Here is a 16,502-nt window from a genome sequence, read left to right as displayed (position 1 = left end):
GTCAGCTCGACGGCTGCTGCTTCCCGCCGTATCCGTCCCAGGGGCTGTAGTCGGCGATCAGCCCTTCCTGGGGTGGCCGTTGGTCCTCGGGAACGTGCTGCAGGTTGATCCGGATCCGGTACCAGATCGAACTGGGCCCGCGCATCCCGTCGACCAGGACGTCGACCGGCTCCAGCTGGCCGGCCACCGCGGGATAGCGGTCGCGCCAGACGTCCAGCGCCGCCATCGCCTCGTCCTTGGTCTTGGTGCGGGCGATCTCGATCAGCGGCATCTTCGATTGTCTCCGGCCTGCTGCTCCGCTGCCGCGTTTCCCCGACCCTTTCGGCGCGCGTTCGGGCGGGCCCATTTCCTCGGCCAACACCAGAAGCCGGTCGAGCTCGCCGACGGCGTCGTCCATTCCCGCCCAGGGGTCACCGATGTCGGCGAACCGGGCGGGCACGGTCTCGATGGTGAACGCCTCGGGCCGGCAGTCGGCGACCTCGTCCCACCGCAGCGGGGTCGAGACCCGGGCGTCCGGGGTCGCGCGCACCGAGTACGCCGATGCGACGGTGCGGTCCTTCGCGTTCTGGTTGAAGTCGACGAACACCCCTTCGCGTTCTTCCTTCCACCAGCGGCTGGTCGCCGCGTCGGGCACGCGCCGCTCGACCTCCCGGGCGACGGTCTGCGCGGCCAGCCGCACCTGGCGAAACTCCCAGCGCGGGGCGATGCGGGCATAGACGTGAAAGCCGCGCGATCCCGACGTCTTCGGCCAGGCCGTCAGGCCGTAGTCCTCGAGCACCTCGCGGGCCACCAGCGCGACGTTCACGATGCGCCGCCAGGAGACCCCGGGCATCGGATCCAAATCGACCCGCAGTTCGTCGGGGTGATCGAGGTCGTCGGCCAGCACCGGATGCGGGTTGAGATCGACGCATCCCAGGTTGATCGCCCAGGCCAGTCCCGCGGCATCGTGGATCACCGCCTCGGCCGCGGAAGTGCCCCGCGCATAACGCAGTTCGGCAACGTCGACCCAGTCGGGCCGTTTGGCCGGGGCGCGCTTCTGAAACACCGCCTCTTCGGTGACGCCCTTGACGAAGCGCTTCAGGATCATCGGTCGACCGGCCACGCCGCGCAGCGCGCCGTCGGCCACCGACAGGTAATAGCGGACCAGGTCGAGCTTGGTGTAGGGGCCCGAAAAAGAGCTGGTGGTTTCGCGGCCGCTCACGCGGGGGAACACCACCTTGTCCGGATGGGTGATGGTCACCTGGCGCCCGGCCACCTCCAGCGAAACCGGACGGGTCATGCGGTTCATGCTAATTCGCCAGAATTTCTGGCCGTACTGAGACGGACGTCACATAAGGTGGATTTCATGCCTAACCTCCTCGGTCTGCCCGCTCAGGCCGCCGCAAAAGTTCAGCAGTACGTCGAACGCGGCTCCGCCGAGCTGCACTACGTGCGCAAGATCTTCGAATCGGGCGCATTCCGGATCGAGCCGCCGCAGAACTACGCCGCGATGGCCGCCGACATCTACAAGTGGGGCGAGTTCGGCATGTTGCCGGCGCTGAATGCCAGGCGCCATCCCGACCGAGCCGCCTGCATCGATGAGGAGGGCGAGTTTTCCTTCAAGGAGCTCGACGAGGCCGCGCACGCGGTGGCCAACGGGCTACTCAAGATGGGCGTCAAGGGCGGTGATGGCGTCGCCATCCTGGCCCGTAACACTCGCTGGTTCCTGATCGCCTACTTTGGCGCCGCCCGGGTGGGCGCCCGCATCATCCTGCTCAACAGCGAGTTCTCCGGACCGCAAATCAAGGAGGTGTCGGAGCGCGAGGGCGCCAAACTGATCATCTACGACGACGAATACACCAAGGCCGTCAGCAAGGCCGAGCCGGAACTGGGCAAGCTGCGGGCGCTTGGGACGAACCCCGACGCCGACGAATCCTCCGGTAGCAAGGACGAGACGCTGGCCGACCTGATCGAGCGCAGCAGCTCCGAGCCCGCCCCCAAGGCGAGCAAGCACTCGTCGATCATCATCCTGACCAGCGGTACCACCGGCACCCCCAAGGGCGCGAACCGCAGCACCCCGCCGACCCTGGCGCCGGTCGGGGGCATCCTGTCGCACGTTCCGTTCAAGGCCGGCGAGGTGACGTCGCTGCCGGCGCCGATGTTCCACGCGCTCGGTTTCCTGCACGGCACGATCGCGATGTTCCTGGGCTCGACGCTGGTGCTGCGCCGGAAATTCAAGCCGCCCCTGGTGTTAGAGGACATCGAGAAGTACAAGGTGACCGCCATGGTGGTGGTGCCAGTGATGCTGTCGCGGATCCTCGATGCCGTCGAAAAGATGGACAAGAAGCCCGACCTGTCCAGCCTGAAGATCGTGTTCGTGTCCGGGTCGGCGCTGGGTGCCGACCTGGCCGAACGGGGGCTCAAGGACCTCGGCCCGGTCATCTACAACATGTACGGCTCGACCGAGATCGCGTTCGCGACCATCGCCGAGCCCAAGCACCTGGAGTACAACTCGTCGACCGTCGGCCCGGTCGTCAAGGGTGTGCGCGTCAAGATCTATGACGACAACGGTAAGGAGCTGCCGCAGGGCGAGGTCGGCCGCATCTTCGTCGGCAACGCCTTCCCGTTCGAGGGCTACACCGGCGGTGGCAAGAAGCAGATCATCGACGGGCTGTTGTCCTCGGGTGACGTGGGGTACTTCGACGAGAACGGCCTGCTGTTCATCAGCGGGCGCGATGACGAGATGATCGTCTCCGGCGGCGAGAACGTCTTCCCGGCGGAGGTCGAAGACCTCATCACCGGGCACCCGGACGTCACGGAGGCCACCGCGATCGGCGTCGAAGACAAGGAATGGGGCCACCGGCTGCGCGCGTTCGTGGTGAAGAAGGACGGTGCCGACCTCGACGAGGACACCGTCAAGCACTACGTACGCGACCACTTGGCCCGCTACAAGGTGCCCCGCGAGGTCGTCTTCCTCGACGAGCTGCCGCGCAACCCGACAGGCAAGATCCTCAAGCGCGAGCTGCGCGAAATGGAGGTCGACTAGCCCGTTCCGGCTCGCCCGCTCCGCGGTGAGTTGGTCAGCGGCGATCTTTGATGGCGCGGGTGATCTGAGCGGTGAGCTTGGGGTCGACCAGCAGCTGGTCGATGAGCGCGGTGAGGACCTCCTGCCCGGTCACCCGGGCCACTCCCAGTCGGTCGGCCGCTTCCCGCTGCCAAATGTCGAGGGCCCGGTGAGTGGGCGCCGGCAGGTCGACCGTTCGACGTGTCCGCTGCGTGCGTCCCGGCTGGCCGGCCGCGGGTTGGCTGGCGATCCGCTGACCGCCCGGCTGCCCGAGGCTGGTGAGGCGCTCGGTCGGCGCGGCGTCCCCGGAGGGCCCGGCGGCCGAGTTGGGGGCGCGAAAGGCTCCGACGCTGGGTCCGCTGTGGCTGCTGTTGAAGTTCACTTCGGTGTCTTCCTCCGTGAGTGCCAATCAGTAAATCAGCGCTCGGTGCCGGTGTGTCAATACTGATTCTGTCACCGCCGCCAGCGTAAGTCGCGTAGCCGGGCCGTCGGCCACCGGTTGGCCGCCGCACGGGCGGGCAGGCAGCTGCGCGGCGCATCGGCGCCTCGCGCCGCAGATCGTGTCGCAAATAGATAAAGGTAGCTGGTTTCGCGGAGTCCGCTGCAATTGGGCGCGATAATGACGCCGGTCGACCTTGCCCGAATTGCCGGGAATCAGTCAATGCGCGAATGCGCAAACGCTGACATCAGTATCTACGACTTCCGCAAAGCAGTATGTCAGTAGATGCCAAGTGAGCTGCAATAACGAGAAGCTGCATGCGCGCCAGTCAGTATTTGCGAAGAAATGAATTGCACAAATACGCACCGACAATGGTGTCTGTTATCGATGACCCGAGACCCCATTGTTATCCAATTCACAAGGGAAAGATCCGAATTGTGCTTGTTTGCTCAGAAATGTCCGATTAACGTTTTTGCCAGTGGTGGCAAGTGGTTGGAAGGACTGATTTCGATGATCTCGCGATCATTGTGCGGCGCGGCCGCAGGTGTGATGGGTGCCGGAGCCGTGGCCGGCGCGCTGCTGATCGGCGGCGCCCCCATGGCTCAGGCCGCTCCTGCGCCCGCAGCCACCACGAGCTTCGCCAGTGCTGGGCCGCACAGCGGACCGGGCTTCATCCCCGATCGCCCCGGCGGTCGCGGATGGGGCGGCCATGATGGTCGGGGAAATGGCAATTGGGGGCACGGCAACTTGGGCCGTGGCGGTGGCTACTGGGGCCCCCAGCACTGGTGGAACTGGTGGTGGTGATCACCATCTCCGCGCGGTAGGGGCCATCGCCGACACGCCAACCCTCGGGATGGTCCACCGCGCATGGGGGGAACCATGCCGGCCTGACTCAGTCAGGTCGGCATGGCCCTTTCCGGGTCTTTTCGCGCCGTCCTACGGGTCGCGGGGCAGGCCGAGCAGCCGCTCGGCGATGATGTTCAGCTGCACTTCGGAGGTACCGCCGTAAATGGTGGTGGCACGGCTGGCCAACAGGTATTCGCCCCATTTGCCGGGTAGTTGGTCGGCGTCGCCGATCGCGGCATCGGTGCCGAACGTTGAGACCGCGAATTCCGCGTAACCCTGTCCGGTGCGCATCGACAGCAGCTTGGAGATCGCCGCCGAGGGCATGGCGTCCCCACCGGCCAGCGTCAACAGCGTCGAGCGCAGGTTGAGCACCTTGGCCGCGTGACCCTCGGCGATCAACTGGCCCGCCCGGTGCTGGGCGATCTGATCGAAGTGGCCGTCGCGAACGAACTCGACGAACTGCGACAGCGTGGCCAGGAAGTTCGCCTCGCTGCTGCCGATCGACACCCGCTCCGCGGTGAGGGTGTTGCGGCTGACCTCCCAGCCCCGGTTGACCTCCCCGAGCACGCACTCGTCCGGGACGAACACGTCATCGATGTAGACGGTGTTGAACATGGCGTTTCCGGTGAGCTCGCGCAGCGGCTTGACGTCGACGCCCTCGCTGCGCATATCCAACAGGAAGTAGGTGATGCCGGCGTGTTTCGGGGCGCTGGGGTCCGTCCTGGCCAACAGTGCGCCCCACTGCGACAACTGTGCGGCGGTGGTCCAGATCTTCTGGCCGGTGATGCGCCAGCCGCCGTCGGTCCGGACGGCCTTGGTGGTCAGGCTGGCCAGATCCGATCCGGCGCCCGGTTCGGAAAACAGCTGGCACCAGATCATCTCGCCGCGGAACGTCGGCGGCAGGAACCGCTGCTTTTGCTCCTCGGTTCCGAACGCCACGATCGACGGGACGATCCAGGTGGCGATCCCCGTCTGCGGCCGCCTGACCCGCCCGGAGGTGAACTCCTGGGCGATGATGATCTGCTCGACCGGGCTGGCGGCCCGGCCCCATGGCTTCGGGAGATAGGGCAGTACCCAGCCACCCTCGGCGATGGCGACCTTGCGTTGCTCCCGCTCGATCTCCTTGAGCGCGGCGACCTCGGCCCGGATCTCGGCCCGCAATTTTTCGGTGTCGGGGTCGAGGTCGATGTCCACCGGGCGCAAGCCGGTGGTGGTGGCGGTGTCGACGACCTTCTGCGGGTAGTCCGAACTGCGACCGAACGAGGCTGCGAGCAGCAGTGCCCGGCGGTAGTACACGCCGGCGTCGTGCTCCCAGGTGAAGCCGATCCCGCCGTGCACCTGAATGCAGTCCTGCGCGCAGCGCTGGGCGGCTGCCGGCGCCAGCGTCGCCGCCACGGCGGCCGCGAATTCGACATGCGAACCCGCTGTGTCCCAATTGTTTTCGCGCGCTTCGTCGATCGCGCGGGCGGCATCCCACACGGCCGCGGTGGCTCGCTCGGTGTCGGCGATCATCTCGGCACACTTGTGCTTGATCGCCTGGAACTGGCCGATCGGCCGGCCGAACTGCTCCCGGATCTTGGCGTACTGCGCGGCGGTGTCGGTCGCCCAGCGCGCCACCCCGATGGCTTCGGCGGACAGCAGCGTGGTCATCAGCGCGTGCGCCGTCGCCATGCTCAGGTTCGTCAGTACGACGTCCTCGCCGACCTCGACGGCATTGGCTCGCACATCGGCGATGGGGCGCAGCGGGTCCAGGCATTTCACCGGCTCGATCTCGAGCTGGTCGGCGCGCAGCACCGCCCACGCCTCGCCGCTGTCGATCGCGACGGGCAGCACCAGCAGCGTGGCCTGCGCGGCAGCGGGGACCGCCCGGACTTCGCCGCGGATCACCAGTGAATTGCCCTGCCGGGTGGCGGTCAGCGCGCAGCAATTCAAGCCATAGGAGGCGATTTCGGCACCGGACGCCAGGGCGGCGAGCACCTTCGCGTCCGGGTCGTGCGCCGAGATCAGGGCACTGGCGATCGCCGACGGCACGAACGGGCCCGGCACCGCCCCGTATCCGAACTCGGCCAGCACGATGGCCAACTCGAGCATGCCGAAGCCCTGCCCGCCGACGGATTCGGCCAGATGAACGCCGTGCAGTCCCTGCTCGGCGGCGGCGTGCCAGTACGGCGGGGGATTCTCGACCGGAGTTTCCATCGCCGCGTGCAGCGTCTCGGACGGCGCGATGCGCGCCACCAGCGATCGCACGGAATCGGCCAGTTCTTGATGCTCGGGATTTATCGCGATCGGCATTGGTCGCCTTCCGTTGCTGCAGGACGCCGTTTCGGCCGGGTTCCCTCCAAGCTAACAACCAGTCGGTTGGTTGACGACATGGGCTGTCGGCCGCCGGTCACGCGGGCGCCGGCCGCCGGGAACGAATTGGGCGAGAACTCTCAGCGCCACCGCTTGCTGATCCATGCGGTGATGACGTCCGCCTGCTCACTGCGCGCCCCGGGAGTGGTGAAGTAGTGGTCGGTGTCCACCGAGGCCTGCGTTTTGTCGGTGCCGGCGAGTGCGCCGAAAATACGTTGGGCGTCAGAGGGAAACACGCCGGTATCGGCCTCGGCGTTGATCACCAGGGCGGGGCAGGTGATCCGGGCCAGGTGTGGTTCGGCGCGGGTCTGCGCCACCCGCAGGCTCCACATGCCCAGCCAGTTGCGCAGTGTGCACGCCGCCGCGATCCCGTGCGCCGAGCGGTTCGCCTTCGCCGGCACGCCCGCGTAGCACAGGTTGGGCCGTCGCGTGGTGGGCTCGATGCTGGCGTCGACCATGCGGGGATCCGCCCAGGTCCGCATCACACTGAACGGGCGATCGGAAAACCCTGCCGCGCGAACGCGTTTGAGCTCGGTCTCGGCCCAATCGGTGATGGCGTGGTTGCGCGCGGTCTGCGCGCTGCGGTATCGGGCCAGAAACTCCGGCGAGTAGGGCGGGCCGTTGCGCTCGTCGAACAGGTCGAGGTCGGCGTCGGTGGCCACGGGGTCGTTCTCGTCGACGACGGCGGCGTCCATCCACGCGGTGAGTACCTCTGGGCGCCCGGGATGGGCGGCGGTGGCCACGTAGCCATCGGCGGAAGGCAATTCGGTCAGCCCGGCCGCTGGCCGCATCCCGTCCAACGGAGTGACGTTCGGCTCGACGGCCTGGGACTGGTAGGCGGCCATCAATGAGCCGCCGCCCGAATTGCCCAACAGCACAACGGTATCCACTCCCTGGACCTCGCGCAGCCAGCGCACCCCGACGCCGATGTCGACCAACGCGTGATCGAGCAGGAAACTGCTTTCGAAGCCGCGAAACCTGGTGTTCCAGCCGAGAAACCCGATGCCGCGGGTGGCCATGTAGTCGGCGAGATAGTGCTCGGAGAAGTCGATCTGGTAGTGCGTGGCGATCATCGCCACTTTGGGCTTGCGTCCCACCCCCCGGTGATACAGCCCCTGACACGGATGCCCGCCCGCACCCGCGCGCCCCGCGGTGGGCGACGGCAGCCCGACGAATTCGCGGACGACTCCAGCACCGGTACGACGAGTCAACTCAGCGGTCCTCCTCACGCATAGATGGCTCGGTAGTAGATGTTGGCCAGGGTTTGGATGCAGGCCTGGTCGTCGGGCTTCTCCGAACGCGCCCCACCGAGCTGGATGTAACAGAACTGGTTGAACATCGCCACGATCGCCTCGGCGATCAGCCGCGGATCGTCGTCGCGACAACGGCCCTCGGCCTGGGCGCGCCGGACCGACTCGGCGATGAAAGAGATTGGGATCTCGCAAATCTCGGCCCAATACTGCGCGAAGTCGTCGTTGATCATGGCCAGCTGCGACACGCTGATCACCTCGGCGAGCCGGTGGCGGTAGGTGTGCCAGTGCGCGGTGGCGGCGGCGTGGGCGCGCTCACGGTCGGACAAACCATGTTCGGTCACCGCCAGTGCGCGTTCGTTGGCCTCGTCGCGGAAGTGCAGCGCCCACTGGCGCACCATCGCCTCTTTGGAGTCGTAGTAGTTGTAAAAGGACGCCGCCGACCGACCCGCTTCGGCGGCGATGTCGGCGATGGTCGTGGCCAGGACGCCTTTGCGCGCGATGACGGTCCGGGCGGCCATATCAATGGCGGCCTGCGTTCGCCTGCCGCGCAGGGTGGGGAGCTCGGCGCGCCGGTCATCCCGGGCAGCAGGGGACGCCGCGGTCGACACCTGACGCACCTCCCTGGGCCAAAACTGAAACTGATGTTAGATTCAGATTCGGATCTTGGCCAGGACCGGCAAGCCGGGAACCGAGGGGAGCCACCAGATGATCAAGCCGCATTACACCAACACGGAATTCGAACTCGGCGGGATCAACCATGTCGCCCTGGTGTGTTCGGACATGGCGAAAACCGTCGACTTCTACAGCAATGTCCTCGGCATGCCACTGATCAAATCGCTCGACCTACCCGGTGGCGCCGGCCAGCACTTTTTCTTCGACGCCGGCAATGGCGACTGCGTCGCCTTCTTCTGGTTCGCCGACGCCCCCGACCGGGTGCCGGGGATCTCGTCGCCGGGCGCCATCCCGGGCATCGGCGACATCACCAGCGCCGTCAGCACCATGAACCATCTGGCATTCCACGTGCCGCCCGAGAAGTTCGACAGCTACCGTCAGCTCCTCAAAGACAAAGGGGTGCGGGTCGGGCCGGTGCTCAATCACGACGAAAGCGCCATGCAGGTGTCCGCGACCGTGCATCCCGGCGTCTACGTGCGCTCCTTCTATTTCCAGGACCCCGATGGCATCACCCTCGAATTCGCCTGCTGGGTGCGGGAATTCGACAGCAACGATGCCCAGGCTGTGCCCAAGACCGCGGCCGACCGCCGGCCCCCGGTGGGCGCCGCCCACTGATTCACCCGGGCCGAGCCGGAGGATGTTTTCATGACCGACGGCATTTTGACCGACGCGCAGATAGCGGCGCTGACGCCCCAGCAACGGCGGGAACTGATCACCCGGCTGGAGCAGCCGCTGGGTGACGTGATCGACCCGGAGTTCCTGGCGCGGGTGCGGCGCATCCGGTTGAGCTTGATGGTCGGTGGCTCCATGGCGATGGTGCCCTGGCTGGGGTATCTGTCGGTGACGCTGCCGGAGAACTACGTCGCCCACAACTGGCCGGTCACCTGGGTCGGTTTCGACGTGCTGCTGGTCGCATTCATGCTGACGACGGCGGTGCTCGGGCACCTGCGCCGTCAGCTGTTGGTGCTCGCCGCCTTCACCACCGGGGTGCTGCTGATCTGCGACGCGTGGTTCGACCTGATGACCGCCGGGCCTAAGGACATCTGGTTGTCGGTGATCACCGCGCTGCTGATTGAGGTGCCGCTGGCGATTTTCATGATCACCAGCGCGGCGCGCATCATACGGCTCACCATGATGCGGTTGTGGCTGCTGAATCCCGGCATGCGGCTCTGGGATCTGCCGCTGTTCCCCTGAGGCGGTGCAGGTTTGGCTCGAGTCGCCCGCGTTCCAGGCGATGCCGGCTCTGCGAACGGGCCAAACAATCCTATCCCGAGTCCTCGACGCGGACTGGCGAATGAGCAACATACCCTCCGTGATTGGATACTTTTTGGTACGCATGCGCCACTCACCGGGCCGGGAATGTGACCGTTAAGCGAAACAGGTTACCGCCGCGGAGACGATCGCGCGGGAGAATGCGAGTCTTCGTAAAACCGCGAAATCGTCACCTCCGTCAGCTAGCGTCCATAGCAGCGACATAGGGGGTGTAAGCGACGCGGTAGTTCGGCCCGACATACCGAAAAGTGAATCGCAAAATTCAGACGCGAGACCAACACGAGACGCACCAGAAGCCAAGCGCTGAACCCACTTTCACCACCCCCCAAATCGCAATAGATGTCGGTATCTCACAGCACAAGGACTCGACGAAATGGTCGCACTCGGCAACATCAACGAATGGCAACCACCACACGGCCCGGTTACCATGTGGATGGCCGCACCCACGGCACTCGAAGCGGCACGCGCCGCGCGGCGAAGCGATCTAGCCCCGAGTTATCAACAGAATCAACATCTCTGGTCCGCTTACCACGGCAAGAACCTGAACCGGCAGCTGCCGCGCCTGATGATCGTGGCGTGGGACATTCCCGGCACCTGCGATATCGAGGCGATGACCGCGACGATCACCGCCCATGTGCGCCGCCAGGACACGTACCACTATTGGTTCGAATTCGACAACGGAATCTTCGTGCGCCGCGAAATCGAGGACCCCGCGGCCATCGACTTCGTTCCCGTGGCGCTTGGGGAGATGACCCAGGATCAGGTGCGCACCCACGTCTTGACCACGACTCCGGAAACCTTGGAATGGGGCTGCTTCACCTACGGAATCGTCCAGCACCCTGACTATTTCACGTTCTACGCCAGTGTCGACCACCTGCACATAGACGGCCTGTCCGCCGCCCTCATCTTCCTGGACATCCACCTGATGTATCAGGAACTGGCGCAAAGCGGGCACCGGCCGGCCGAACTGCCTGAGGTACGCAGCTACCGCGACTACGTTGTGCGACAGCGCGAAAAGGTTGCGAACCTGGATCTGTCGTCGCCCGAGATCAAAGACTGGATCGCATTCGCGCGTGACACGGACGGCGACTGGCCCCGTTTCCCGCTGCCGCTCGGTGACATTTGGGCCAGCACCAAGGGCGATCTGCTGACCGTCGAATTGATGAACTGCGCCGAGACCGAGGCCTTCGACGCCGCCTGCGTCGCCGCCGGCGCCCGGTTCATCGGCGGAGTGCTGGCGTGCGCCGGCTTTGCCGAGCACGAATTGACCGGCAAGGACACGTATCACGGGTTCACCGCGAAGGACACCCGGGCCGCGGGTATCGACTCGATGACCGTGGGTTGGTTCGCCAGTCTGATTCCGGTCACCGCGCCGATCGCCGGCGAGACGTTCGCCCAGGTGGCCAGGGCGGCGCAGAAGTCGTTCGACGACGCCCAGCGCCTCGCCGACGTGCCCGTCGAGCGGGTCCTGGAGTTGGCAACACCCGATGATCTGGAGATCAAGCTGCCCACGCAGCTGCCGATGATGCTGTCCTTCCTCGACTTTCGCAAGATTCCGCTCAACGGGTTGTGGGCGGAGACGAAGTTCGGCACCTACGGCGACAGTCTGTCCCACGGCGGGATCAACATGTGGATCAACCGGCAAGCCGAGAACACCACGGTAACGATGTCCTTCCCCGACAACGCGATAGCCCGCGAGTCGGTGCTGCGCTACATCGCGACGCTGACCAAGGCGTTCCTGCGCGCCGCAAAGCCCACCTCGGATGAGCCGATTGTCGTTGCACCCCAGGTGAATTCGGAAGAGACCTACCCGATCGCGCCGGACGCAGACGACAACGAAGCGGCATGACATGAGCAACGTGCTGGACCTGGCTGACCAGACCCTCTTTCTCGGCGAACGGGCGACGGGAGCCACCAGCCTGCTGCAATGCGTTTGGGTGTACGACCACGCCATCGATATCGGCGGGCTGCGCAGATTCCACCACCATCTGGGGAAGGGTCGGTTGTCCCGCCGGATCGAGCGGTCGCCGTTGCCGTTCGGCCGCCACCGCTGGGTATCACCGAACGACCGGTGCGCACTCGAGGTCGTCGGGACGCCGCGGCCGCGTGACGAGATCGATGCCTGGCTGGATGAACAGGCCACCGCACGCCCGGACGCGGAGCACGGACCCGGCTGGCACCTGGCGGTGCTCCCGTGCACCGACGGCGGCGCGGCGGTCAGCCTGGTCACCACGCATTGCCTCACCGACGGCGTGGGGCTATGCGAGGCGTTGGCGGATGCGGCTTCCGGTCGTGACGACGCGATCCGCTGGCCCGTCGCGAACACACGGCCGTGGTGGCGGGCGGTGCGCGAGGACGCGCGCCAAACCGCACGCGACACAGGCGATATCGGCCGCGCCATCAGCGCGGCGGTCCGAATGCTCCGCCACGGCCGCGACGCCGTGCAATCCGCGTCCGCCGAGAAGTCGCCGGTGCCGCGCACCGCAGCAGGCGACCCCGTCACCATGCCGATGATGACATTGTTCGTCAGCGCCGAAGAGTGGGATACCCGCGCCCACACCCTGGGCGGCACCAGCAACGCGCTGCTCGCAGGGCTGGCGGCCCGCCTGGCCCAGCGGGTGGGACGGGTCGCGGCCGACGGCTCGGTGAACGTGGGGATGCCCGTCAACGAGCGCGCTCCGGGCGATACCCGCGCGAACGCGGTCACGAACGTCGACGTCACGCTCAGCCCCTCGGCGATCGGCACCGACCTGCGTGAGATCCGCGCCGTGACCAAGAACGCCCTGATTCGCCACCAGGATGTGCCCGACGAGCGATGGGCGTTGCTGCCGCTGGTTCCGCTGATCCCCAAGCGGCTCTTCAAGCGGTTGATCAGCATGGTCACCGGAGGCGCCACCACGGTCGTGTCGTCCAACCTCGGTGCCATGGACCCGGCCGTGAATAAGCCGGACGGCAGTGACGCCGACTATTTCGCGATCAGGTCGGTATACCCGGGGGTGACCAGCGCGACGATGCAGCGCACCAACGGGGCGCTGGCGTTGGTGTCGGGACGAGTCCACGGCCAGGTCTTCGTCTCGATCCTTGGCTATCAGCTGGGTCGCCCGAACTCGAATGACGAGTTACGGCACGCCATCTCCGGCGTGATGAGTGACTTCTCGCTGACCGCCACGGCGGGCTGGCGCACGTTCAGCCCGGTGTGATCTCGCGGTGGGACGCTAGGCTTCCGCGCGGGTTTCGGTGAGGCGGTACAGGTTTGGCTCGGCGAGTTCGTCGAGCAGCGCCGCCAGCTGGTCGACGAGCTGATCCGGTTCGAGGTGGACGTCGCCGGCGAGCCAGGCGCTGATGGTTTGTCCGACCCCGCCGACGACGAAATGCGCGGCGGCCTTGATGCGTTCGTTCGCCGGGACCTGCAGCGCGTGGCCGACGTGCTGGCCGGACAGCATGGCGAACAGCGCGCTGGACTCGGCACGTTTGCGCATGATCACCGGATCGGCCAGCTGCGTGCTGAACACCAGGCGTCCCACCCGGGGGTCGTCGGTGATGGTCCGCACGATGTTGGCCATGCCCGCCCGGGTCTGCTCGGCGGCGGGCACCGCGGCCACCGCCGCCTGTGTGGTGGTGGCCAGCTCGGCAATGATCCAGTCGAACACGGCCGCGACGAACTCGTCCTTGTCGGCGAAACTCTCGTAGAAGTACCGGGCGGCCAGGTTGGCGCCGCGGCACACGCCGCGGACGGTGACCGCCGAGATGTTTTGCCGCTCCGCGCCGAGCAGGTCCAGGCCCGCGGCCAGCAGCCGGTTACGGCGGGTGGCCAGGCGCTCCGCGGCCTCGACCCCCCGGTACGGCCGTGCGCTGGACGAATCGCTCATGGAAACCATCTTGACACTAACGCCCGGCCGCGACAATATCAGGAAACAACCGTTCGCACATTAGCGGACAGCGCTGCGGGAGGGACCTGACGATGGCAATTCACGAGCCGGTGCACCAGCCGGTGGGGCACGTCGAGCGCAGGGTCACCGACCCGCCCCGCCCGCAGCGGCGCCGGCGGCGCCGGGCGCTGGGCATCGACGAGGGTTTGATGGGTGTCGCACTGCTGGCCGGCCCGGCGAACGTGATCATGCAGCTGGCCCAGCCCGGCGTCGGATACGGCGTGATGGAGAGCCGCGTCGAAAGTGGCCGGGTCGACCTGCACCCGATCAAGCGCGCCCGCACCACCTTCACCTACCTGGCCGTCGCGACCAACGGCAGTGATGCCCAGAAGGACGCCTTCCGCCGCGCGGTGAACCGTGCCCACGCACAGGTCTACTCGACCCCGGAAAGCCCGGTGTCCTACAACGCCTTCGATCCCGAGCTGCAGCTGTGGGTGGGCGCCTGCCTGTACAAGGGTGGGGTCGACATCTACCGCATGTTCATCGGTGAGCTCGACGGTGAGGACGCCGATCGGCACTATCGCGAGGGCATGACGCTGGCCACGACCCTGCAGGTGCCGCCAACGATGTGGCCCGCGGACCGCGCGGCGTTCGACCGGTATTGGGAAGAATCGCTGGCCAAGGTGCATATCGACGACGCGGTGCGCGAGTACCTGTTTCCCATTGCCGCCAACCGCATTCGGGGTGTGGTACTGCCGCGGCGGCTGCAGCGCCTGTCCGATAGCGTCGCGCTGCTGATTACCACGGGGTTCCTGCCGCAGCGGTTCCGCGACGAGATGCGGTTGCCCTGGGACGCAACCAAGCAACGCCGCTTCGACAGGCTGATCGCCGTACTGGCCACGGTGAACCGGTGTCTACCGCGGTTCATCCGACAGTTCCCCTTCAATGTCTTGCTGCATGACCTGGACCGCAGGATCAAGAAGGGCCGTCCGCTGGTGTAGCGCTCCGGCCCCGCCCGGTTGAAAACGATAATCATATTCATTAAGCTCTCCGGCTGGTAACCCTTCCAGCCCGAGGAGTGCCTATGACGGCGCCAATTTGGATGGCCTCGCCGCCCGAACTGCATTCTGCGCTGCTCAGCAGCGGCCCGGGGCCCGGGCCATTGCTGGCGGCGGCCGGTGCCTGGTCGCAGCTGAGCGCCGAATATGCCTCTGCCGCGGAGGAATTGACCACGATGCTGGCGGGAGTACAGGCCGGGGCATGGCAGGGGCCCAGTGGGGAGTCCTACGCCGTCGCGCACGCGCCATACCTGGCGTGGTTGGCGAAGTCCAGCGCCGACAGCGCGGCGGTCGCCGGCCAGCACGAGGTGGCCGCGGCGGCCTACAGCGCGGCGCTGACCGCCATGCCCACCCTCCCGGAACTGGCCACCAACCACGTCGTGCACGGAGCGCTGGTGGCGACGAATTTCTTCGGGGTCAACACGGTTCCCATCGCGGTCAACGAGGCCGACTATGCGCGGATGTGGACTCAGGCGGCCGCCACCATGTCCACCTACCAAGCCGTGTCCACCGCCGCGGTCGCGTCGACACCGCAACCCGAGCCGGCGCCGCCCATCGTGAAATCCGATGCCTCGGAGGGTGATTCGTCGAACGTGGATCACGACCCGACGATCGACAATCCGTTCGACGACTTCATCGCCAAGATTCTGAAGAACTTCGGCATCAACTGGGACCCGGCCCAGGGCACCGTGAACGGGCTGCCCTACGACGCCTACACCGACGCGTCGCAACCGATTTGGTGGGTCGTCCGGGCGCTGGAACTGCTGGAGGATTTCCAGCAGTTCGGCTACTACCTGGTGCACAATCCGGCGCTGGCCTTCCAGTACATCGTTCAGCTCGCCCTGTTCGACTGGCCGACGCACATCCTCGAAATCTTGGCCACCGCGCCGCAGCTGCTGGCCCCCGCGTTGCTGCTTGCGGTCGCTCCCTTCGGCGCACTCGGCGGCTTCGCCGGGTTGGCCGGCATGGCCGCCATCCCCCACCCCGCGGTCGTCCCGGCGCCGGTGCCGGGCCCCGCGCCGGCGCCTCCCGCCTTGCCGGCCGTGGCGATGGCTCCGAGCCCGCCGGTGCCGGCTACGGCCCCGGCCTCAGCCCCGGCGCCCGCACCCACCGTTACGACCACGGTTGGCAGCGCGGCTCCGGCGCCACCGGTGCCGGCCGCGCCCGCACTGGGATTTTTCCCGCCCTATGCCGTCGGTCCACCGGGTATCGGAACCGGCTCCGGGATGAGCTCGAGTGCCAGCTCCAGCGCCAAGAGGAAAGCACCGGAACCGGATAGCGCCGCGGCCGCGGCGGCAGCCGCCGCGCGCGCAGCGGCTCGAGCGCGCCGGCGCAGGCGCGCGACACAGCGCGGGCACGGCGACGAGTTCATGGATATGAACGTCGACGTCGACCCGGACTGGGACGCCTCGCCTGAAGGTCGGGACGCGCTGACGTCGGATCGTGGCGCGGGGACGTTGGGATTCGCCGGCACCGCGCGCAGAGAAGCGGCGGCCGCGGTGACTGGCCTAGCCACGCTGGATGGCGATGAATTCGGCGGCGGTCCCACGATGCCGATGATGCCGGGCACCTGGAACAAGGGCGGCGCAAATCCGGACGGCTAGTGCCGCGGACTCGGGCCGCCTCCGGCGACTTAACCCCGGGCGCGGGCTGCTGCGCACTGAAATAATGACCCGGTGGACACGCTGAAGTCCCGAC

14 protein-coding genes are annotated in these 16,502 nt (G+C 66.8%); 8 read left to right on the top strand and 6 right to left on the bottom strand.

All coding sequences use genetic code 11. The features are described from left to right. Position 1: 1 nt before the first annotated feature. On the bottom strand, positions 2-1,288 hold the full coding sequence (locus G6N50_RS17840; protein WP_083096705.1) for a DNA polymerase domain-containing protein: 1,287 nt from the start codon (positions 1,286-1,288) through the stop codon (positions 2-4). Positions 1,289-1,345: 57 nt separating this feature from the next. Between G6N50_RS17840 and fadD2 the strand changes: the two genes are divergently transcribed. Further along, positions 1,346-3,025: a long-chain-fatty-acid--CoA ligase FadD2 gene (gene fadD2 / locus G6N50_RS17835; protein WP_083096779.1), complete on the top strand. Its 1,680-nt coding sequence runs from the start codon at positions 1,346-1,348 to the stop codon at positions 3,023-3,025. Positions 3,026-3,059: 34 nt separating this feature from the next. Here the strand turns inward: fadD2 and G6N50_RS17830 are convergent, their stop codons facing one another. Beyond that, on the bottom strand, positions 3,060-3,425 hold the full coding sequence (locus G6N50_RS17830) for an ATPase (protein ID WP_083096781.1): 366 nt from the start codon (positions 3,423-3,425) through the stop codon (positions 3,060-3,062). 567 nt (positions 3,426-3,992) lie between these two features. On the opposite strand from G6N50_RS17830, the gene G6N50_RS17825 reads away from it, so the two are divergent. Further along, complete coding sequence (locus G6N50_RS17825; RefSeq protein WP_142275624.1) at positions 3,993-4,286, top strand: hypothetical protein; 294 nt, start codon at positions 3,993-3,995, stop codon at positions 4,284-4,286. Positions 4,287-4,418: 132 nt separating this feature from the next. Here G6N50_RS17825 and G6N50_RS17820 read toward each other — a convergent pair whose 3' ends face one another. The 3 genes from G6N50_RS17820 to G6N50_RS17810 form a co-directional block, all read right to left on the bottom strand. Further along, positions 4,419-6,620 carry an acyl-CoA dehydrogenase gene (locus G6N50_RS17820; RefSeq protein ID WP_083096706.1) on the bottom strand — a complete coding sequence of 734 codons (2,202 nt, stop codon included), beginning with the start codon at positions 6,618-6,620 and terminating at the stop codon, positions 4,419-4,421. 140 nt (positions 6,621-6,760) lie between these two features. Beyond that, positions 6,761-7,891: an alpha/beta hydrolase gene (locus tag G6N50_RS17815; protein ID WP_083096708.1), complete on the bottom strand. Its 1,131-nt coding sequence runs from the start codon at positions 7,889-7,891 to the stop codon at positions 6,761-6,763. Between the two features lie 14 nt (positions 7,892-7,905). Further along, positions 7,906-8,451: a TetR/AcrR family transcriptional regulator gene (locus tag G6N50_RS17810; protein ID WP_142275629.1), complete on the bottom strand. Its 546-nt coding sequence runs from the start codon at positions 8,449-8,451 to the stop codon at positions 7,906-7,908. A gap of 187 nt (positions 8,452-8,638) precedes the next feature. Here G6N50_RS17810 and G6N50_RS17805 point away from each other — a divergent pair, with 187 nt between their 5' ends. From G6N50_RS17805 to G6N50_RS17790, 4 genes are all read left to right on the top strand, one after another. Then, positions 8,639-9,220, top strand: coding sequence for a VOC family protein (locus G6N50_RS17805; RefSeq protein WP_083096712.1), 582 nt, complete (start codon positions 8,639-8,641; stop codon positions 9,218-9,220). 30 nt (positions 9,221-9,250) lie between these two features. After that, positions 9,251-9,799, top strand: a complete 549-nt coding sequence (locus G6N50_RS17800; RefSeq protein ID WP_083096713.1) for a hypothetical protein — start codon at positions 9,251-9,253, stop codon at positions 9,797-9,799. Between the two features lie 451 nt (positions 9,800-10,250). Continuing rightward, positions 10,251-11,726: a condensation domain-containing protein gene (locus tag G6N50_RS17795; protein WP_083096715.1), complete on the top strand. Its 1,476-nt coding sequence runs from the start codon at positions 10,251-10,253 to the stop codon at positions 11,724-11,726. 1 nt (position 11,727) lies between these two features. Further along, positions 11,728-13,077: a WS/DGAT/MGAT family O-acyltransferase gene (locus G6N50_RS17790; RefSeq protein WP_083096716.1), complete on the top strand. Its 1,350-nt coding sequence runs from the start codon at positions 11,728-11,730 to the stop codon at positions 13,075-13,077. A gap of 15 nt (positions 13,078-13,092) precedes the next feature. Here the strand turns inward: G6N50_RS17790 and G6N50_RS17785 are convergent, their stop codons facing one another. Continuing rightward, the gene (locus G6N50_RS17785; RefSeq protein WP_083096717.1) at positions 13,093-13,755 is read right to left on the bottom strand and encodes a TetR/AcrR family transcriptional regulator; all 663 of its coding nucleotides are present in this window, start codon (positions 13,753-13,755) and stop codon (positions 13,093-13,095) included. 83 nt (positions 13,756-13,838) lie between these two features. Between G6N50_RS17785 and G6N50_RS17780 the strand changes: the two genes are divergently transcribed. Together G6N50_RS17780 and G6N50_RS17775 are read left to right on the top strand one after the other, a co-directional pair. Next, the gene (locus G6N50_RS17780; protein ID WP_083096718.1) at positions 13,839-14,747 is read left to right on the top strand and encodes an oxygenase MpaB family protein; all 909 of its coding nucleotides are present in this window, start codon (positions 13,839-13,841) and stop codon (positions 14,745-14,747) included. 83 nt (positions 14,748-14,830) lie between these two features. After that, positions 14,831-16,408 carry a PPE family protein gene (locus G6N50_RS17775; RefSeq protein WP_083096725.1) on the top strand — a complete coding sequence of 526 codons (1,578 nt, stop codon included), beginning with the start codon at positions 14,831-14,833 and terminating at the stop codon, positions 16,406-16,408. The last annotated feature ends 94 nt before the right edge of the window (positions 16,409-16,502 follow it).

It is taken from the genome of Mycobacterium mantenii (assembly GCF_010731775.1).
Classification (GTDB): domain Bacteria; phylum Actinomycetota; class Actinomycetes; order Mycobacteriales; family Mycobacteriaceae; genus Mycobacterium; species Mycobacterium mantenii.
The sequence above is the reverse complement of the archived record's forward strand: the minus strand, read 5'-3'. Positions and strand labels throughout refer to the sequence as shown.